The sequence below is a fragment of the Massilia sp. BSC265 genome (assembly GCF_000740675.1).
Lineage (GTDB): Bacteria > Pseudomonadota > Gammaproteobacteria > Burkholderiales > Burkholderiaceae_D > Telluria.
In genome coordinates this window covers 74,142-93,029 of record NZ_JPXI01000034.1, presented here as the reverse complement: position 1 = coordinate 93,029, position 18,888 = coordinate 74,142, and the positions used below count along the sequence as shown (strand labels likewise).

The 18,888-nt window shown below is 68.4% G+C and carries 21 protein-coding genes; 9 read left to right on the top strand and 12 right to left on the bottom strand.

The features are described from left to right. Positions 1-9: 9 nt before the first annotated feature. The 10 genes from MA09_RS15560 to MA09_RS15515 all read right to left on the bottom strand — a co-directional run bounded on the left by MA09_RS15560 (position 10) and on the right by MA09_RS15515 (position 8,957). The gene (locus tag MA09_RS15560; protein ID WP_036250401.1) at positions 10-1,170 is read right to left on the bottom strand and encodes a DUF1501 domain-containing protein; all 1,161 of its coding nucleotides are present in this window, start codon (positions 1,168-1,170) and stop codon (positions 10-12) included. Position 1,171: 1 nt separating this feature from the next. After that, positions 1,172-2,548 (bottom strand): DUF1800 family protein, encoded by a 1,377-nt coding sequence (locus MA09_RS15555; protein WP_036250399.1) that lies wholly within the window; start codon positions 2,546-2,548, stop codon positions 1,172-1,174. A 122-nt stretch (positions 2,549-2,670) separates the two neighbouring features. Next, complete coding sequence (locus tag MA09_RS15550; protein WP_036250397.1) at positions 2,671-3,210, bottom strand: TIGR00730 family Rossman fold protein; 540 nt, start codon at positions 3,208-3,210, stop codon at positions 2,671-2,673. Between the two features lie 20 nt (positions 3,211-3,230). Further along, a complete protein-coding gene (locus tag MA09_RS15545) occupies positions 3,231-3,926 on the bottom strand; it encodes a TetR/AcrR family transcriptional regulator (protein ID WP_036250394.1) in 696 nt (231 codons plus the stop codon). A gap of 74 nt (positions 3,927-4,000) precedes the next feature. Next, entirely contained in the window at positions 4,001-4,483 is a 483-nt protein-coding gene (locus MA09_RS15540) for a phasin family protein (protein WP_051933499.1), read from the bottom strand. Between the two features lie 59 nt (positions 4,484-4,542). Beyond that, positions 4,543-5,373 (bottom strand): response regulator, encoded by an 831-nt coding sequence (locus MA09_RS15535; RefSeq protein WP_036250392.1) that lies wholly within the window; start codon positions 5,371-5,373, stop codon positions 4,543-4,545. A 69-nt stretch (positions 5,374-5,442) separates the two neighbouring features. Continuing rightward, positions 5,443-6,420 (bottom strand): triacylglycerol lipase, encoded by a 978-nt coding sequence (locus MA09_RS15530; RefSeq protein ID WP_036250390.1) that lies wholly within the window; start codon positions 6,418-6,420, stop codon positions 5,443-5,445. Beyond that, positions 6,417-8,039 carry a GMC family oxidoreductase gene (locus MA09_RS15525; protein WP_036250387.1) on the bottom strand — a complete coding sequence of 541 codons (1,623 nt, stop codon included), beginning with the start codon at positions 8,037-8,039 and terminating at the stop codon, positions 6,417-6,419. Before MA09_RS15525 ends, MA09_RS15530 begins: the two co-directional genes overlap by 4 nt. After that, the gene (locus MA09_RS15520; protein WP_036250385.1) at positions 8,036-8,554 is read right to left on the bottom strand and encodes a hypothetical protein; all 519 of its coding nucleotides are present in this window, start codon (positions 8,552-8,554) and stop codon (positions 8,036-8,038) included. The genes MA09_RS15525 and MA09_RS15520 overlap by 4 nt, the downstream gene beginning before the upstream one ends. Positions 8,555-8,651: 97 nt before the next feature. Next, on the bottom strand, positions 8,652-8,957 hold the full coding sequence (locus tag MA09_RS15515; RefSeq protein ID WP_229440748.1) for a TfoX/Sxy family DNA transformation protein: 306 nt from the start codon (positions 8,955-8,957) through the stop codon (positions 8,652-8,654). 78 nt (positions 8,958-9,035) lie between these two features. Here MA09_RS15515 and MA09_RS15510 point away from each other — a divergent pair, with 78 nt between their 5' ends. Next, positions 9,036-9,656, top strand: a complete 621-nt coding sequence (locus MA09_RS15510) for a DUF6058 family natural product biosynthesis protein (protein WP_036250381.1) — start codon at positions 9,036-9,038, stop codon at positions 9,654-9,656. 79 nt (positions 9,657-9,735) lie between these two features. On the opposite strand, the gene MA09_RS15505 is transcribed toward MA09_RS15510, so the two are convergent. Next, positions 9,736-10,497, bottom strand: coding sequence for an RNA methyltransferase (locus MA09_RS15505; RefSeq protein WP_036250378.1), 762 nt, complete (start codon positions 10,495-10,497; stop codon positions 9,736-9,738). Between the two features lie 176 nt (positions 10,498-10,673). On the opposite strand from MA09_RS15505, the gene MA09_RS15500 reads away from it, so the two are divergent. The 8 genes from MA09_RS15500 to MA09_RS15465 all read left to right on the top strand — a co-directional run bounded on the left by MA09_RS15500 (position 10,674) and on the right by MA09_RS15465 (position 18,049). Next, entirely contained in the window at positions 10,674-11,453 is a 780-nt protein-coding gene (locus MA09_RS15500) for an inositol monophosphatase family protein (protein ID WP_036250375.1), read from the top strand. Between the two features lie 261 nt (positions 11,454-11,714). Further along, positions 11,715-13,121, top strand: coding sequence for a DEAD/DEAH box helicase (locus MA09_RS15495; RefSeq protein WP_036250373.1), 1,407 nt, complete (start codon positions 11,715-11,717; stop codon positions 13,119-13,121). A gap of 167 nt (positions 13,122-13,288) precedes the next feature. Continuing rightward, on the top strand, positions 13,289-13,756 hold the full coding sequence (locus MA09_RS23765; RefSeq protein WP_051933498.1) for a MarR family winged helix-turn-helix transcriptional regulator: 468 nt from the start codon (positions 13,289-13,291) through the stop codon (positions 13,754-13,756). Positions 13,757-13,902: 146 nt separating this feature from the next. After that, positions 13,903-15,183, top strand: a complete 1,281-nt coding sequence (locus tag MA09_RS15485; RefSeq protein ID WP_036250541.1) for an MFS transporter — start codon at positions 13,903-13,905, stop codon at positions 15,181-15,183. Between the two features lie 76 nt (positions 15,184-15,259). Next, positions 15,260-16,066 (top strand): hydroxypyruvate isomerase, encoded by an 807-nt coding sequence (gene hyi, locus MA09_RS15480; RefSeq protein ID WP_036250370.1) that lies wholly within the window; start codon positions 15,260-15,262, stop codon positions 16,064-16,066. Positions 16,067-16,108: 42 nt separating this feature from the next. Next, positions 16,109-16,474 carry a VOC family protein gene (locus MA09_RS15475; protein WP_036250368.1) on the top strand — a complete coding sequence of 122 codons (366 nt, stop codon included), beginning with the start codon at positions 16,109-16,111 and terminating at the stop codon, positions 16,472-16,474. 125 nt (positions 16,475-16,599) lie between these two features. Then, entirely contained in the window at positions 16,600-17,469 is an 870-nt protein-coding gene (locus MA09_RS15470; RefSeq protein WP_036250365.1) for a hypothetical protein, read from the top strand. A gap of 28 nt (positions 17,470-17,497) precedes the next feature. Next, a complete protein-coding gene (locus MA09_RS15465) occupies positions 17,498-18,049 on the top strand; it encodes a hypothetical protein (protein WP_229440747.1) in 552 nt (183 codons plus the stop codon). A gap of 56 nt (positions 18,050-18,105) precedes the next feature. On the opposite strand, the gene phbB is transcribed toward MA09_RS15465, so the two are convergent. Continuing rightward, positions 18,106-18,849, bottom strand: coding sequence for an acetoacetyl-CoA reductase (gene phbB / locus MA09_RS15460; RefSeq protein WP_036250537.1), 744 nt, complete (start codon positions 18,847-18,849; stop codon positions 18,106-18,108). Positions 18,850-18,888: the final 39 nt, after the last annotated feature.

Genomic DNA, 18,888 nt, shown 5'->3' with positions numbered 1-18,888 from the left:
GATTGCGCTTCAGGTCTTCAAGAGGCGCGGCAAGGATCTGCCCTGGATCAGGTGCGGGAACAGTGCCCGCGCCATCTTCCCCGGCTCGATCCGGAAGGTCTCGGCACAGGTCTGCGCGATCAGCGCTTCGAGGGCCAGCGTCGGGCGCAGGTCGCGCCCGTCGAGCAGGTTCTCCGGTGCCAGGCCCGGCCAGTCGGCCAGCACGCGCCCTCCCTGCACCGCCCCGCCCGCCAGCATGGCCGCCGCGCCGGTGCCGTGGTCGGTGCCGCCGGTGCCGTTCGCTGCCGCAGTGCGCCCGAATTCGGTGGCAACCAGGACCACGGTCTGCTCCCATGCCGTCCCCAGTCCCTGGCGCAGGCCCGCGATCAGCCCGTCCAGGTTGCGCAGCTGGGCCGCCAGCCGGCCGTTCTGGCCGCTGTGCGTGTCCCAGCCGCCGGTCTCGATCATGGCGATGCGCGGACCGTCCGCGCGCACCAGGAAGTTGGCTGCCATGCGGCCGGCCTCGTGCGCGCCCTTGCGCTTGCCGCCCCCCGTGGCGCCGGCCATATTGCGGGCTTCGAGCGCTGCCGACCACAAGGCATGCAGCTGGGCGTCGTCCGCGTACAGCTGCTCGACGCGCAGCATCAGGTCCTCGTTCGCCTCGGGCAGGCTTGACGCAGCATACGAGGGCACCGCGACCGCACCGCGCAGGGCCATCGGCACGGTCGGCGCGAAGGCGATGGCGTCCTTGCCGGGACGCGAGAGCAGCGCCACCAGCCGGTTCATCCAGCCGTCGTTCAGCTGGTAAGGCGCGCTGCCGCCCGTCTCCAGCACGTTCTGCCCGTCGAAGTGCGAACGCTCGCGGTACGAGGATGCAACGGCGTGGAAAAAGCTGGCCTGGCCGGCCCGGTACAACGTGGCCAGTTCGCTCAAGGACGGATGAAGCGCGAACGTCCCGTCCAGCTTTGCGGCAGTCGACGGGTCGATGGCGAGCGTGCCGCGCAAGGAGGCGTAGGCCGGCTCCGCATACGGGACCAGGGTATTCAGGCCGTCGGCCGCGCCGCGCTGGATGATGAAGACGAAGCGGCGTTCGGTCGCGGCGTTGGCCAAGCCGACGCGCGGCGCCGCAAGCAGCGCCGTCGTAGCGCAAACCGCGGCCGCGGAAAGGAATTGTCGTCGGTCGAAAATCATCTTATCTCCGCAGGAATTCGGGTGATGCCAGCAGCAGCGCCAGCGCGGTGGCCGGGCTCTCGGCACGGGCCAGCGCCGTGCGCGTCCTGTCGCCGAGGCTGCCGGGCAGGATGCGCGGGGCCAGCGCCCGTGCATCGGTGCCGGCGCCGGCCAGCCCTGCCAGGCGCTGCGCCAGCTCGACGCGGCGCAGTAGCGCGTCGGGGGCCGCCCAGGTGGCCGTGATGTCGCCCCAGCCCGCTGGCGAACCGGGCCGCCAGACCGGCTGGCCCAGCTGGTTCAGCAGGTTCGCCACCTGCTCGGGCGGCAGCTCGCGCCGTCCCAGCGCGCGCATGGCGGAGACGGTCCACTCCCAGGGCGACTTGAACTTGCCCCCGCCTGCCGCCCACGCTTCGGGCGCCGTCACCAATACCTGGTAGACGACGGCGAGATTGCCGCCGCTCGCCAGGTAACTGTCGGCCAGGCGCCGCACCAGGCGAGCAGGAGGCTCGTCCGCGACGAAGTGGCGCGCCAGCTTGGTGGCGATGTGGGTGGCGGTGGCGGGCGCAGCGGCCAGGTCGCGCAGGATCGCCCGCGCCTGTTCCTCGCCGCCGGCGGCGTAGGTACGGCCGAGCACGGTCCTACTGCCGGGCTCGTGCAATCCCGCCGCGAAGCGGAAGGAGGCAGGCGCCTCGGCGCTTGCCTCGTCGTCCGGCAGGGTCCAGCCGGTCAGGGCGCGCGCCAGTTCGGTGACGTCCTCCTGCGAATAGCCGCTGCGCACGCCGACGGTGTGCAGCTCGAGGATCTCGCGTGCCAGGTTCTCGTTCAGGCCCTGGGCATTGCCTTGTGCGCGTGCCTGGCGCATGGCGGCGCGGCGTCCGGCGGGACTGTTCGGTCCGGTGGAGCGCGCCTGGTCGAGGTAGAGCAGCATCGCAGGATGGCGCACGGCTGCCAGCAGCAAGTCCTCGAAGCGTCCCAGCACGTGCGGGCGGATGGCATCGCGCTCGAAAGCGCCACCCAGCCCGATGACCAGCAGCTTGTCGACGGACACCGCGAAATGGTTGGACCAGAAGTGGACCAGGCGTTCGATGAAGGGGGTGGCGGTCTGCAGCGCGCTGGCGGCGCGCGCGCCGACCGCCGCCTGGTACGCCTGACGGCCGCTACGGAGGTAGGCTTCGCGGATGCCGCTCTTCTGGCCCTCCGGCGCGGCGCGTACCGCGCGCTGCTGCGCCGCCCACACCGAGGCCAGCGCGGCGGTACGAGGCAACGCTTGCCAGGGCGCCGGGAGCGCCTCGTAGCTATCGAGTTGTGCGAGCAGCCAGCGGCGCGGGTCTGGCGGCAAGGGCTCAGCCGGGCGGGCGCCGAGACCGAAGCGATTCAGTGCGATGGATTCAGGGGGCATGGGTTCCGCGTACGCACAGGTACGAAATTCAGCTGACACCCCTATTCCGCTGGCCAGCGGAAAAAGTTCCAGAAATGATTACGCGCTGCAGGGAGCCGCGCGAGGGCGCCCTTCGTCGGCCGCTAGCGGGTGCGCAGGCGGCGGATCAAGGCATCCGGATCGGCATCGGTCTGGATCAGGTCGAGGTGCTGGGCGCGCACGAAGCCCTCTTCGCACTGGTGGCGCACGAAGCCCAGCAGGCCGTCCCAGAAGCCGTTCGCGTTGAGCAGGCCGATCGGCTTGGCGTGGATGCCCAGCTGGGCCCAGGTCAGCATCTCGAACAGCTCCTCCAGCGTGCCCATCCCGCCCGGCATGGCGATGAAGCCTTCGGACAGCTCGGCCATCATGGCCTTGCGCTCGTGCATGTCCTTCACCACGAACAGGCGGGTCAGGCCGGCGTGGCCGACTTCGCGCTCGACCAGCGCCTTGGGAATCACGCCGGTGGCTTCGCCGCCCAGGCGCAGCACCTCGTCGGCGATCACGCCCATCAGACCGACCTTGCCGCCGCCGTAGACCAGGCCGATGTTGTGCTCGACCAGCGTGCTTGCCAGGCCGCGGGCGGCTTCGGTATAGATCGGGTTGACGCCATGGGAGGCGCCGCAATAGACGGCCAGGGTTTTCATTGTCGTAGGTGCCAGAAACGTTACAGGAATTCGGCGCCGGGCCTGGCCTCGGCGGACAGCTTCTTGAGGTATTCCTCGGACAGCTTCTCGAACAGCAGCCGGGTGTCGCCGCGCAGGTAGGGGCCGACCATCGACAGCACCTGGTAGCAGCCGCGCGCCAGCGCGTCGGCGATGGCCTGCTGCTCGCTGTACTTGCGCGGGTTGCGCACGTATTCGTACGAGAGCCAGTAGGTCGCCACCACCACCATGTTGGTCGCCATCGCGCCGATCTGCTGGTCGGAGGCGTCCAGCGAGCCTTCGCTGCGCAGGTCTTCGCACAGTTGGCGCGCCACCTTGATCTTGTGGGCCAGGATCGCCTTGAAGTGCAGCTCGAGCTTGCGGTTGCGCGACAGCAGGTCGTTCAGGTCGCGGTAGAAGAAGCGGTAGCGCCAGATCAGCTCGAACATCAGGTGCAGGTAGAGCCACACGTCTTCCATGTTCGAACGCCGGCCCGCGGGCACGGTGAGGATGCGTTCGATCTCCGCCTCGAACTGGACGAAGATCGAGTTGACGATGTCGTCCTTGTTACGGAAGTGATAGTACAGGTTGCCGGGCGAGATGTTCATCTCCTCGGCAATGACCGTCGTCGTGATGTTCGGCTCGCCGAACTCGTTGAACAGCCTGAGTGAGAGCTCGAGGATGCGTTCGCGGGTCCGGCGCGGAGCTTTTTGTTGCATGAAGGGCGAAGTTTATGATTCCAGCCGCGAGGATAACACCAAATCGTGTCAATGAGACAGCATGGAAGGGCCACTCACGCCCCTTCTTCCTCCTCGGGAGCTTCCGGCTTGGGCGCGCGGCGCGTGCGCTTTTTGGGAACATTGGCCGCAGGCAGGCACGCGCCGAGCTCCGCCAGCATCATTTCAAGCGCGTCGACGCGGCGGCGCAGCGCCTCGACCTCGCTCGCGGCGGGCACGCCGATGGTGGCCAGGGCGCGCGCCACGCGTTCCTCGAACACCTGTTCCAGCTTGCCCCAGGAGCCGCTGCTGCGCCCGCCTCTACGTGCGGCCCGCTCGGCGGCGCGCGCCACCGTGCCGGTGGCTTCCTCGACCTCGCGCGCGCGCTTGGCCAACACGCTGCCGTCGCGCACCAGGCGCGTGAACGAGCGGCTGCCCTCGCCCGCTTCCTGTGCCTTGGCGAAGGCGCCGAGGCCCGCCTGCCAGATCTGCTGGGCCGATGCGCGGACGGCGCGGGCCAGCGCTTCGTCCTCGTCCGCCGCGGGGAGTTTCTTGCTCATGACTGTTCCTTGCGAATCGCCTGCTACCCATTCTAGGGATGCCCGCTAGAACCGTGATTCTAAAGCGCGCGGCGGCGCTGCAGCGCCAGCGCCTCACGGATCCGTTCGCGCAAGGTGGCTCCAGATACCGGCTTGGCGTAATGGGCGTCGGCCACGCCGGAGCGCAGCGCCGATTCGATCTCGGCCAGGTCCTGCTGCCCGGTCAGCATCAGCCGCACGGTGCGCGGATGGCGCGCGGCGACCTGGACCAGCACCTCGGTGCCGTTCATGCCGGGCATGGCCTGGTCGCACAGGATGACCTCGACCGGCCCGCGTTCGAGCAGCGCCAGCGCTTCGGGACCGGAGGCGGCGCTCAGCACCCGCACCGGTTCGTCGCCGAGCATGTCGGCCAGCACGGCCAGCATGAAGGGATCGTCGTCGACCAGCAGGACGGTCGGTCGGGCAGGCAGGAGGTCCGCTGCCGGCGGGATCGCCGCTGGTGCCGGGCCGGCGGGAACGGCAGACGCAGGCGTGGCAGCACCAGCAGCGCCGGGCAGGAAGGCTTCGAGCTCGGCGACGAAGCTCTCCGGTTCGATCGGCTTGCTGATGTAGCCGTCGAAGCCGGCCGCCAGCACCTTCTCGCGGTCGCCGGCCATCGCCAGCGCAGTCACCGCCAGCACCGGCACGCCCGCCAGGGCAGGCTCCGCCTTGAGCGCGGCCAGCACCGAGAAGCCGTTCATGCCGGGCAGGTTGACGTCGCAGGCCACCAGGTCGGGCGGCGCGGCGCGGGCGGCGGCGATGCCGCGCGCGCCGTCGGGGGCGCTGACGGCGCCGTGTCCATGGGCGGTGAGCAGGAACGCCATCAGCTCAACGTTGGCTGGATTGTCTTCGATGATCAGGATGCGGGCCAATCGGCGCTCCGGTTGCGGCGTTGTGCCAACTGTAACACGGCGCCCGTACATACACATAGCCTGGGTTCGCTAAAGCGCGGCTTGCTGCTGGCGCGCCGGCGCATCGCGCAGGCGGGCGATTTCGTGCATCACGGTGTCGAGCACGCGCGGATGACGGCCCAGCGCCACATGGCCGATGCCGCCGAAGGCCAGGTTGCGCGCCCCCGGCAGTTCGCTCGAGGTCTGCGGCGCGATGATGTTGTCGTGGTGGGAGAAGATCGAGGTGACCAGGGCGCGCGCCGCCCCATCCTCGCCGCCGGCAAGCGTACGCAGCCAGGCGCATTCGGGCGGCTCCCCGGGGGTGGCCCGACCTTGGACGGCCCGCCGCATCTGGGCGGCATTGAGGCCGAGCCCGAAGGCGGCCAGGCAGGTGCCATGGTGGGGCGTCCCGAGGGTGATCACGCGCGCGACCCTGCGGGTACCGCAGGCGCGCATCCAGGCCCGCGCCACCAGTCCGCCCATGCTGTGGGCGACGATGATCACCTTGTCGGATCCGGTGGCGCCGAGCAGCGCATCCACCGCACGCTCGACCAGCGGCGCGTAGCCGTCGATGTCGCCGGTGAGCGGCTCCAGGTCGACCGACGCATGGCTGATGCCTGCGGCGTCGAGGCGCGGCACCAGATGCGACCAGTAGCCGCTGTTGCAGCCGTAGCCGTGCAGCAGCAGGACCGGCGGCGCCTTCGAGTCCGGATGGATGCGCGTGCAGGCGCTGGCGCGCGGCATGGTCCACGAGGACTGCAGCATGCTGGCGCTGAACTCTTCCAGGAACATGCGCAGGCGCGCCGTGAAACCGAGCCGGTATTCGCTCGGCGTGGGACTGGCGAAGCGCGCGCTCATGAAGAAGTTGTTGAGGTTGATGAGCAGGCGCACCAGCACCACGCTCCCCAGGCCCAGGGCCAGCCCCCGCCAGCGGTCGGCGCCGAAGATCTGGACGGCGGCCAGGCCGATGGCCAGCGCGGCGAGCGCCTGGATGACGAGCAGCAGCTGGAGCAGGCGGCGCGCGCTCATCGGGCCGCCTCAAGCGCCGGCCTGCCGCCCAGGGAAGTCGCCAGGCTGCTGGCCAGCCTGGCGACGAGCCCGTAGATCGTCAGCTGGGGATTGGCGCCGAGCGAGGTCGGGAACAGGGACCCGTCGTGCACCGACAGGTTGGCCAGGCCGCGGTAGCGGCCGTCGGGCGTGGTCACGCCGAGGCGCTCGTCGCCCGACATCGCGCAGCCGCCCATCACGTGGGCCGAGGCCACGCGCGTGAGCTGCAAGCCCTGCGGCAGGGCCGCGATGGCGGCCTTCGCCTCCGGCCAGGAGGTATAGCGGCGCGCCATCTCGTGGGCCGGCTGCACGCTACGCGCGCCGGCGGCGAACTGGATCTCGGCCATCGTGAGCAGCGCACGGCGCGCGCCATCCCACAGGTAGCTTGTGATCGGATAGTCGAGCTCCGGGCTGCCGTCGCCGCGCAGGCGCACGGTGCCGCCCGGCGCCCCTTCGTGGAAGCCGTCGCGCAGCAGGGCCAGCATGCCCTGCAAGTGCGGGAAGTCGCGCATCATGGCGGCGTGGGTTTCGCCGAAGCCGCTCATGGTGGTGGCCAGCAGCAGCGGATGCAGCGGCGGCGCTTCCAGCTTGTAGCCGACCGGCCCATCCATCGGACCGGCCAGGAAGTGGTCGGAATACACGGTCTGCGGCGCCCCCGCCCAGGCTTCGACGCGCTGCGGGAAGAAGGCGGCCGAGATGATGGTCGGGTGAAGAAAGGTGCGCCGGCCCAGCTGGCCGCCGGGATCGGGCGCCTTCGAGCGCAGCAGCAGCGCGGGCGAATTGATCGCACCGCCGGCCACGACGTAGTGGCGCGCGCGCAGGCGCAGCACCCTGCCGGTGGGCAGGACGCCCGGCGCATCCAGGGCCTGGCACAGGAGCTCGTCGGCACGTTCGCCCCGGAACACGAAGCGGACCGCGCGGGCACGCGTCACCAGGGTCGCGCCCTCCTCGAGCGCGGCGGGGATGGTGGTCACCAGCATCGACTGCTTGGCATTGGTCGGGCAGCCCATGCCGCAATAGCCGAGGTTCCAGCAGCCCTTCACGTTGCGGCGGATCAGGCCTGTCGAGATGCCGAGCTTGTCGGCGCCGCGGCGCAGGATGTCGTTGTTCTCGTTGGGTGCACCGGGCCAGTCGGCGATGTTCAGGCGCGCTTCCATCATGGCGAACCAGGGCGCCATGGCCTGCGGCGTCGCATCCGGCAGCGCGTAGTGGCGGCGCCACCAGTCGAGCGTCGCGGGCGGGGTGCGGAAGCTCGAGGTCCAGTTGACCGTGGTCGAGCCGCCCACGGTGCGGCCCTGCAGGATGTTGATGCCCTTGTCGCGCGTCTTGCGCGCGGCGGATTCCTGGTACAGCGACGGGTAGGCCTCGGCCTCGCGCATCGTGAAGTCGCGCGAGGACCTCAAGGCGCCCTCTTCCACCACGATGACGGACAAGCCGGCGCGCGCCAGGATCTCGGCCGTCACGCCGCCGCCCGCGCCGCTGCCGACGACGACCACGTCCGCTTCCAGCATGCGGTCCTGCGCCAGCGCGGCGGCATCGATGATCTTCCAGCCCCCGGCGATGCCGGCCTGGATCGGGTCCGCGATGATGGGCATGTTCATGCCAGCTCCTTGATCGGGCCGGGATAGCCCGTGGCGGGCCAGCTGGCGGGCTGCGCGTACCAGGCGCCCAGCACCAGGTCGTGCAAGGCGTGGTAGGCGCTGCGCAGCAGCTTGATGCGGTGCAGGCGCCAATCCTGCAGGAATGCACTGACGTCTTCGATACGCGCGTGTTCCCAGCCGCCTGACACGCCAGTCAGCAGGCGGCGGGCCGGCGCCAGCGCGAGCAGGCCGAACAGGTCCTGCACTTCCTTCTGGGTAGCGGGCGGCAGGCCGAGGATGGCCTGGTGGATGCCGTCGATGGTGCTCGACAGTGCCGCTTCACGGCTGGCGCCCTGCGGCAGTGCGCCGGCCAGGATCGCCGGCGCGATCGCGTGCAGGGCCGCGCGCGCCTCCCCGTCGAGCGCGAAGCGCTGCGGCACCTCGGCTTGCGTGGCGCGGTAGAATGCCCCGCCGCCTGCCAGCGCGAGTGCGGCCAGGCCGCCGGCTTTCAGGAAAGTCCGTCTTGGTGTGCCCATGTTCCTATCCCAAGAATGCCTCTTGTCTTTTGGCTAGTGTACGCCAAAGGGAAAGCCCTTCGGGACCGGGAAACTAGAGGGGAAAGTCTAGGTCGGCTCAGCGCGGAGCCAGCCCCATCTGCTCGAGGCGCAGCAGGATCTCGGTACGGCGCGCGCGCTTGACCTCGATCCAGCTGCGGCCTTCGATCGCGCTGATCAGCGCGTACAGGCCGTTCAGGTTGAAACCGGGCACTTCGGTGCGCAGGCGGGCGTAGAGCGCGAAGGGATCGGCAGCGCGCAGCGCGTCCGGCGTATGGATGCCGACCAGCGCCAGCCATTCCTCGGAGCGGGGGCCAAGGCCTTTCATGTCGCGCAGGCGTATTGGATCCCGCCTCGTGGCCTGCCCTGCTCCCTGCCTTGCCATGCCGCCCTCCATCGATGAAAGACCTGATCCTAGCCGAGGCGCTCCGCACCCTCAAGCGGCGTTGTAGAATGCCGGCCCATGGAACTCATCGACTACCTCAAGCACCATTTCCTCACCCGCGAGCAGTTGCTGGCGGCCAGCGGCATCGCGTCCGCGCGGCTCGACGCCCTGATCGACAGCGGCGCGATGCCCCGGCCTTCCTATCGCATCCAGGTCGGCCTGCGCTGCGCCTCCTTCTTCGGCGAGCACGACGAAGAGCACACCGCCGAGTACTATGCCAGCGGCTATCCGTCCTGGATCGGCATGCTGGAAGCGGGGACGGCAGACCCGTTCGCGGTATTCGCGCGCCGCTACCGCGCTGCCCTGGACGCGCTCCCCTTGGCAACGAACGATCCGAAGCTGGGCGCCGGGCTGGCCGCCCACCTGAAGGATGAATGGGGCCATTTCCTCGCCGGGACCTACGGCCTGTGCACCCGCTCCGGGCTGCCCGAGGACATTGCCGCCAAGGAGCTGGCGATCTGCGTGATCAAGGAACTGACGGCCGGTGAAGGCGCCGCACCCGACCGCGAGCGGCTGCGCCAGGCGGTCGACCTGCTCGACCGCGCCAGCACGCCGTTTGCGCCGCACGAGCGCGCGCGCAGCTCGCGCCACCGCTACGTCGACGCGATGCGCCTCGAGTACGGCCTGCCGACGCCTTGATTAGCGCATTTGCCGCGCGGGCCGGGGATGCAAAGGATAGTTGCATCCCGGGCTCCACAGGCAAATAGTCTATGCACGCCTATTTCTTGGGCGTCTGGTCGATGATTGCGCGTGCGATGCCGCGCAGGATGTTGACCTCTTCGGTCTCGAGCCCTGTTCGCGAGAACAGGCGCTTCAGGCGCGGCATCAGCTTCTTCGGGTTATTCGCGTTGAGGAAGCCGATCGCCACCAGCGCTTCTTCCAAATGGGCATACATGCCGTCGATCTGGGCCAGGCTGGCGGCGTCGCCGTGGAAGCCGACGCCGCGCTCTTCGACCGTGCCATCCGTCGCGGCGAGGCGGCATTCGTAGGCCAGCACCTGGGCCGCCTGCGACAGGTTGAGCGAAGAGTAGTCCGGATTCGACGGAATGTTGATCAGGACGTTGCAGCCCTCGACGATCTCGTTCGGCAGGCCGACCCGCTCGTTGCCGAGGACGAGCGCCGGCCGCAATTCACCCAGCCCGGCCGCATGGGTCGCGAAGGCGCGCGGCGTCCACACCGGCGGCGAGAATTCGCGCAGGCGCGCCGACACCGCAGCGGCAAAATTGCAGCCCTCGAGCGCTTCCCCGATGCTGCCGACGATGCGCGCGTTCGCCAGCACGTCGCCGGCGCCGCTCGCAAACGCCACCGCTTCGGCGTCGTTCAACGGGTCTTCGCAGCGCGGCGACACCAGGACCAGTTCGCTGAATCCCATCGTCTTCATGGCCCGCGCTACCGACCCGACATTGCCCGCGCGGCTGGTCTCGACCAGTACGAATCGCAGCCGTTTGAAGAGAGATGTGTTGATTTCTGTCGGGTTCATTTAAAATAGCGCCAACGCGCGGTGCGGGGCTGTTGTAATCCGGGACTGGAAAGTCGGGGATTGTAACGGGTTCGGCACCGCTTTGCTCTTTGTCATTCTCTATTCAGCTGACCGTTCACGGCGCTCGACAGCGTGGTGGGCGTTCGCGTATTTTCCACGGAAAGCCCATGCACCCAATGCTCAATACGGCCGTCAAGGCCGCCCGCCGCGCCGCCACCGTCATCAACCGCGCGTCCTTCGATCTCGATCGCATCACCATTTCTGAAAAAAATCACAACGATTTCGTCACCGACATCGACCAGGCGTCGGAACAGGCAATCGTGGAAACGCTGCTGAAGGCCTACCCCGACCACGCCATCCTGGCGGAGGAAAGCGGTTCGTCGAAGAACCTGAATGACGAGAGCGAATACGTGTGGATCATCGACCCGATCGACGGCACCACCAACTTCCTCCACGGCTACCCCAACTACTGCATCTCGATCGCCCTGCAACAGCGCGGCGTGATCACCCAGGCCCTGGTCTATGACCCGGTGCGCAACGACCTGTTCACCGCCACCAAGGGCGCCGGCGCCTACCTCAACGACAAGCGCATCCGCGTGAGCAGCAAGGACCGCATCGGCAAGGCCCTGCTGTCCTCGGGCCACGGCCCGGATCCGCGCGCGCTGGCCGAATACCTGCGCATGTACGAAACCGTCGCCTCGCGCTGCCATGGCGTGCGCAGCGGCGGCTCGGCCGCGCTGGAACTGGCCAACGTGGCCGCCGGCCGCATCGACGGCTACTTCGAGAAGGGCCTGAAGGTGTGGGACATCGCGGCGGGCGCCCTGCTCGTCACCGAAGCAGGCGGCATCGTCGGCGAATTCAACGGCGAATCGGACTACCTGCACAAGGGCGACATCATCGCCGCCGGCCCGAAGGTGTTCGGCGCCATGGTGCCGCTGCTGGCGGCGTTCGCCTAAGGCCGGCTTCAGCGATTTCGCGTAGAATACGCGTCGTGGTTCCGGGTGCCTACAGTGCACCCGCTTCACCGGACGGAAAGTCCCGGTCAGAAACTTTCCATAGAGAAACAAGTCCTCTATAATCCCGGCTGCCAGCGCGCGTCAACCACGCGCGGCAGCGTCCGGCGTTCCCGCGGTTTGTACTGCGTCCCGCCTGCAATGACTAATCCGATTTGCCTGGACCGGCGCTATGTTGCGCAGGCCCCTTTTTATAAAGAATCTATGTCATTTTCAACTCTCGGTTTGTCCGACGCGATCGTTCGCGCGGTAACTGAACAAGGCTACACCTCGCCGACCCCGATCCAGGCCCAGGCCATTCCCGCCGTCCTGAACGGCGGCGACCTGCTGGCCGGCGCCCAGACCGGCACCGGCAAGACCGCCGGCTTCACCCTGCCGATCCTGCAACTGCTATCAAGCGACAAGGCCGGCCAGGCCCTCAAGAACAAGACCGCCCCGCGCGCCATCCGCGCCCTGGTGCTGACCCCGACCCGCGAGCTCGCGGCCCAGGTCGAGGAAAGCGTGCGCGTGTACGGCAAGTACACCAACCTGAATTCGGCCGTGATCTTCGGCGGCGTCGGCATCAACCCGCAGATCAAGCTGCTCAAGCACGGTGTCGACGTGCTGGTCGCCACCCCGGGCCGCCTGCTCGACCACGCCGGCCAGGGCACCGTCGACCTGTCCAGGATCGAGATCCTGATCCTGGACGAAGCCGACCGCATGCTCGACATGGGCTTCATCCACGACATCAAGAAAGTGCTGGCCCTGCTGCCTCCGAAGCGCCAGAACCTGCTGTTCTCGGCCACCTTCTCGGACGACATCAAGGCCCTGGCCGACAAGCTGCTGAACAATCCGCACGCGATCGAAGTCGCGCGCCGTAACTCGACCGTGGAAGTGATCGCGCAGAAGATCCATCCGGTCGACCGCGACAAGAAGCACCCGATGCTGTCGCACCTGATCAAGGAAAACAACTGGCACCAGGTGCTGGTGTTCACCCGCACCAAGCACGGCGCCAACAAGCTGGTGGAACAGCTGGGCCGCGACGGCATCGGCGCGATGGCGATCCACGGCAACAAGAGCCAGTCGGCGCGCACCAAGGCGCTGGCCGAGTTCAAGGACGGCAGCCTGCAGGTGCTGGTGGCAACCGACATCGCGGCGCGCGGCATCGACATCGACCAGCTGCCGCACGTGGTCAACTACGACCTGCCGAACGTGCCGGAAGACTATGTGCACCGGATCGGCCGTACCGGCCGTGCCGGTGCGACCGGTGAAGCGGTGTCGCTGGTGTGCGTGGACGAACACCAGATGCTGAAGGACATCGAGAAGCTGATCAAGCAGACCCTGCCGCGTCACGTGATCCCGGGCTTCGAGCCGGACCCGACCGCCAAGGCACAGCCGATCCAGCTGCGCAGCGGCGCGCCGGGCCACGCCAACCGTGGCGGCCGTCCAGGCGGCCGCGGCGGCCAAGGCCAGTCCCGTGCTGCCGGTGCCGGCGGCAATGGCGGTGGCAACGGCGGCCGTCCGGCCAACGCCGGCGGCAGCCGTCCTGCCGGCGCCAACGGCGGCAACCGCAACGGCAGCAACGCCAGCCGCGGCCCGCGCACCGGTTCCGCACCGCGCCGCGACCGCTGACAATCGGGCAGCTCCAGCTGGCTGCCTCCCCCATAGGGTCAGGGTCAAGTGCGGCTCTGACCCTTTTTTTAACTCAATGCAATATTTGATCACTCAAGTACTTGCCAAGAGTCGCCGCCCACTATATATTTGAGCACTCAACTTCTTCTCAATAAGCGGACCCTGCCATGACTGATACGAACCAAGCCCCCGATACCGGCGCTCCCCTCGACAGCCCCACCAGCGAGTTCTGCCTGCGCATGGCGCGTGCCTGGGCGGCGCTGTCGCGGCGTCTCGACAGTTCGCTGGGCAGCCTGCACGGCATCAGCTTTGCCGACTACCAGTTATTGCTGAGCCTGCAGCGCGCGCCGGGCGGACGCCTGCGCCGTGTCGACCTGGCGGAAAAGCTCGGCCTGACGGCGTCCGGCGTGACCCGCTCGCTGCTGCCGCTGGAGAAGATCGGCTTGGTCGGCCGCCAGAGCGATCCGCGCGACGCCCGCGTCGGCTACGCCATCATTACCCCCGCCGGCAGCGAGTTGGTGGTCAATGCCGGCGTGGTCGTGCACAACGTCAGCCGCATGCTGCTCGGTGCGCCTTCGCGTGAGCAGATCGAGTCGACCTCGACGCTGCTGGCACAGCTCGGCGGCAACCAATAAGCCGCCAATGAGCGGCTAGCCAGCCTCCGGTTTCTGTTTTCCTGGTTCCCGGGGCAACTGCCCCGCCACTGCCGACGCGAGGCCGGCAGCGGGCGCGTTCGCCCATGCGTCCTGGTTTCTGCACTGTTTCTGTATTGGATATCGACATGAACGAGCACGCTGCGCTACGGCGCGACCGCAACTTTACCTGGCTGATGAGCGGCGCCGTGATCTCCGCCCTCGGCGACCAGTTCAGCATGATCGCCCTGCCCTGGCTGGTCCTGCAGCTCACCGGGGACCCGCTGGCCCTCGGCATGATGGTGGCCCTGATGGGCGTCCCGCGCGCCATCCTGATCCTGTTCGGCGGCGCCGTGGTGGACCGCTATTCGCCCAAGCGGGTGCTGATGCTGACCAAGCACGTGAATGCGGTGCTGCTGGCCATCCTGGCCGCGCTGGTGCTGCTGGGGAAGGCGACGCTGCTGCCGGTCGCGCTGCTGGCGGTCGGCCTGAGCGTGGCCTCCGCCTTCAGCATCCCGGCCGGGACCTCGATGCTGCCCCATGCCGTGGCGCCCCGGCACCTGGCAGCGGCAAACGCGGCAATGATGGCGGTACGCCAGCTCAGCTTGCTGGCCGGGCCGCTGCTGGCGGGACTGCTGTTCGTGCTGGCCGGCGACGGAAGCCGGGGCATGCAGGATGCCGGCGGCCTCGGGATCGCGTTCGCCGTCGACTGCCTCAGCTTCGTGCTGTCCGCCTGGACGCTGTCGAAGGTGCGGCCGCGCGTCGCCGCCGAAGCGGACAAGGCCGCCGCCGGGTCCGTGCTGCGCGCCGTTGGCGCCGGCCTGCAAGCCCTGTGGCGCAACCCGCTCCTGCGCACCGCCTTCCTGTACTGGGGCCTGTGCGCCTGCGTGGTCGGCGGCGTGATGCAGGTCGCCCTGCCGCTGCTGGCCAGCGAGCGCCTGCACGGCGCCTCGGGCCTGGCCCTCCTGATGGGCGCCCACGGTACCGGTTCGCTGGCCGGCATGGCCCTGTTCGGAGCGCTGGGCCGGCGCCGCGTCGTCAACCTCGGCGTCACCCTGCTGCTCGTGGATGCACTGGTCGGCGTGCTGCTGCTGCCGATGGGGCTGGTGACCCAGGCCTGGCAGGGCGTGCTGTTGCTGGTGGCGATCGGGGTGCTGGGCGGCTTCGTCCAGGTTGCCGTGTTCACCTGGATCCAGCAGTGCGTACCGCAAGCCATGCTGGGCCGGATGATGGGCATCTTCATGTTCGTGTTCATGGGACTGGCGCCGCTCGCCGCCGCCGTGGCCGGCTGGCTCGCCACCCTGCTCAGCCTGGCATCACTGTTCGCCGCCGTCGGCTTGTTCCTGGCGCTGAGCGCCGTGCTGGCCTGGCTGTTCACGCCGATGGCCACGCTGACCGACCCGGCGCTGCCGGCACAGCACCAGGGCTGAGGAAGCGCGGGATCGGCCGGTGACGCGGCCAGGGAATCGGCTACGATAGCGGGATCGCACACATCCCTGCCCGCGCATGCCGAAATTCGCCGCCAACCTGAGCCTGCTGTTCAACGAACTCCCCTTCCTCGACCGCTTCGCGGCCGCTCGCGCGGCCGGCTTCGAAGCGGTCGAGTTCCTGTTCCCGTATGCGTTCGATACGGAGCAGATCGCTGCGCGCCTGCGGCGCTACGGACTCGAACTGGTGCTGCACAACCTCCCCGCCGGCGACTGGACCGCGGGCGAACGCGGCTTGGCCTGCGATCCGCGCCGCAGCGCCGAATTCCAGGACGGCGTCGGCCTGGCCCTCGATTATGCGCTCGAACTGGGGGTGCGCCGCCTGCACTGCCTGGCCGGCAGGCTACCGCCGAACGTCACGCAGGAACGTGCCCGCGCGGCCTATGTCGCCAACCTGCGCCATGCCGCCGCGCGCTGCCGGGAACACGGCATCACGCTGCTGATCGAGCCGATCAACGACCGCGACATGCCCGGCTACTTCCTCACCGGGACCCGCCAGGCCGTCGCCATCATCGAGGAAGTCGGCGCCCCCAACCTGGCCCTGCAGTACGACATCTACCACATGCAGCGGATGGAGGGCGAGTTGGCCGAGACGATCCGCCGCTACCTGCCGCTGATCCGCCACGTCCAGCTGGCCGACGTGCCGGGCCGCCACCAGCCCGGCACCGGGGAGATCAATTTCCCCTTCCTGTTCCGCCTGCTGGACGAGCTCGGCTACGAAGGCTGGATCGGCTGCGAATACCTGCCGCAGGGCGACACAGTCGCCTCGCTCGGCTGGCTGGAAGACGAGCGCAAGCGCTATGCAGCCCGACTGGACAAGGTATAAACACTCGGGCAGCATCAAGGTTTTACCCGCCGAGGAGCCACGATGATCCAGGGATTGCGCACCGTAATCTACCCCGTCACCAACCTGTCTGAAGCGACCGCCTGGTACGAACAGGTCCTTGGCAAGGGCCCCTACTTCAACGAGGCCTTCTACGTCGGCTTCGAGGTCGGCGGTTTCGAGCTGGGCCTGATCCCCGACGGTGAGCCGGGCAGCGCCGGTGCCACCGCCTACTGGGGCACGCAGGACATCGACGCCGAGGTGGCGCGCCTGGGCGCCCTGGGCGCGGAAGTGGCGTCGCCGGTGGAGGACGTCGGCGGCGGCATCCGCGTCGCCACCGTACGCGATCCCTACGGCAACCTGTTCGGCGTGATCCAGAATCCGCATTTCGACCGCGCCAAGGTCGAATAGGCGGTGAAATAAGCGCTGAAGTCCGCTTGTGTAATCTCAGGCACTTGACCGCAAGCAAGACTTGGCTGCACGGAGTTTGAAACAATGGGGACTTTCGGGCCGCTCCCCGGGCCAGAAAGGACCCCATGCTGCGACATCTTTCGATCCGTCTGCTTGTCATCCTCCCGCTCGTGTGCGGCCTGCTGCTGGGCGGCTGCGGGACGACCACCGGCGGTCCGGTCAGCCTGCAGGAGGTACGCGAATTCGCCGATGCCTCGGCACGACTGGGTGGCTACGCCGAACTGGCGCGCCGCTACCGCGACACCTACGAGCGCGAACAGCCCTACCTGTCCCCCGCCGCCGACAAGCTGGCGCGGGAGAACGACGCCAAGCGCAAGGCAGTGTTCGAAGACTTCATCGCCATCCAGAAGACCCTGGTGCTCTACATGCAGACCCTGAGCCTGCTTGCCGGCGATGCGCGTTACGACCTGTCCGACCGCATCGACGACCTCGGCAACGGGCTCAAGGCAAATGCCGAGTCAGGCCTGCAGCAGCGCCACATCACCGCCTATACCGGCCTGACCCGGCTGCTGACGCGCGTGATCGCCTCCGGCTACCAGAACCGCAGCGTGGAAACCATGGTGCGCGACGGCGATGCAGACGTGCAGGTGCTGCTGGACGCCATGATCTCGCTCACCCGCCTCTACTACAAGACCAACGAGAATGAGAAAAAGACGATTCTCGGCATCTTCGATGTCGAGATCCCGTTCTCGACGCGCAACTCGGACCGCATGCTGGTGACGCTCGCCAAGGTGCATTACCTGAACAAGGCCAGCGAATACAAGCTGGTCGACCGCCGCTACGAGCTCGCCCTGCAGGGCCTGACCAAGGTGGCGCTGGGACACCAGAAGATGCGCGAGAACCTCGGCAAGCTGTCGGACACGGAAATCCGGCGCCTGCTGGCCAACTACGGACGTGACCTGCGCACCATCCGCGACGGGCTGTCCGGCGACTGAGAACCCATAGGTTCCAATAGGAGGACACATGGCTAGGCCCCCGACCCGTTCCCGCAGCGCAAGCACCGCCAGTCCCTCCGCGGACGAGCCGGATGCCGCCAAAGCCCCGGCAGACACGCCTGGCACCGCGCTGTCCAGCACCGAGAAAATCGTCGAGCTGGCCGACCACCTGTCGGCCTGCGCCGACCGTATCCACGAGCGCGTGATGAAGGAGATCCGCAGCTATGGCGGCGGGGCGGTGCCGGAAAAAGTGCAGGCCAGCGCCCGCGCCCTGTTCGACGACGAAGTCCTGCTGCGCCAGCGCGCCAACGGCCTTTACGCCGACGCCGCCACCCTCATCGTGAAGGGCCTCGGCAAGCAGCAGGCCCACCTCGTCAAGCTCACCGCCGATGCCGCCGAGAAGATCCGCAAGATCGGCGTCATCGGCGAAGTGACGGGCCTGGTCGGCGGCCTGCTGGCCCTGGCCGGCGCCGCCGCGACCGGCCAGCCCGTGACCATTCTGGCGGCCATCGACAAGATCGAGAAGCACGGCAAGGCGCTCAATGCGCTCAAGCCGAAGCCGCCGGCAAGGGCAGGCTGAAATCCGGGACCAGCCATGGGGCGGCGAAACGGGAGGCGCGCTGCCTCCGACGACCGTCAACACATGTGCTGCCCGCCATTGATCGCCAGGTTGGCCCCCGTGACGAAGCCCGCGGTCTCCGACACCAGCCAGGACACCATCGCCGCGACCTCGCCGGGCTGGCCCAGCCGTCCCACCGGGATTTGCGGCAGGATCCGCTCGTGCAGCACGTGCGGCGGCATGTCGTGCATCATCCGGGTGTCGAGATAGCCCGGCGAGACCGTGTTGACGGTGACACCGTGGCGCGCCGACTCCAGGGCCAGGGCCATGGTCAGGCCGTGCAGGCCGGCCTTGGCGGCCGCGTAATTGGCTTGGCCGATGGCGCCGCGCTGTGCGTTGACGGCCCCGATGTTCACGATGCGCCCCCAGCGCTGCGCCACCATCGGCTCGATCGTATGGCGGGCCATGTTGAAGGCGCCGTCGAGGTTGACGCCCATGACCGCGTGCCAGTCGTCCAGGCCCATGCTGCACATGCTGCTGTCACGCACCAGGCCGGCATTGTTGACGAGCACGTCGATGCGCCCAAGGCGCGCGAGCAGCCGCTGGACGGCGCGGCCTGCACCCTCGAAGTCGGCCACGTCGGCCTCGACCGCGACGAATTCCATGCCGTCGCGGCGGTGGCCGGCCAGCCATTCGGGGTGATGGTGGTTGGACGGAGAAAAGGTGGCGGCGACGATGAAACCGTCGAGATGCAGGCGGCGGCACAAGGCCGTGCCGAGACCGCCCATGCCCCCGGTGACGAGGGCGACGCGTTTGCTCATGAGGAATCCCTTGGTCTTGGTATACGGCATCCTTCAAGG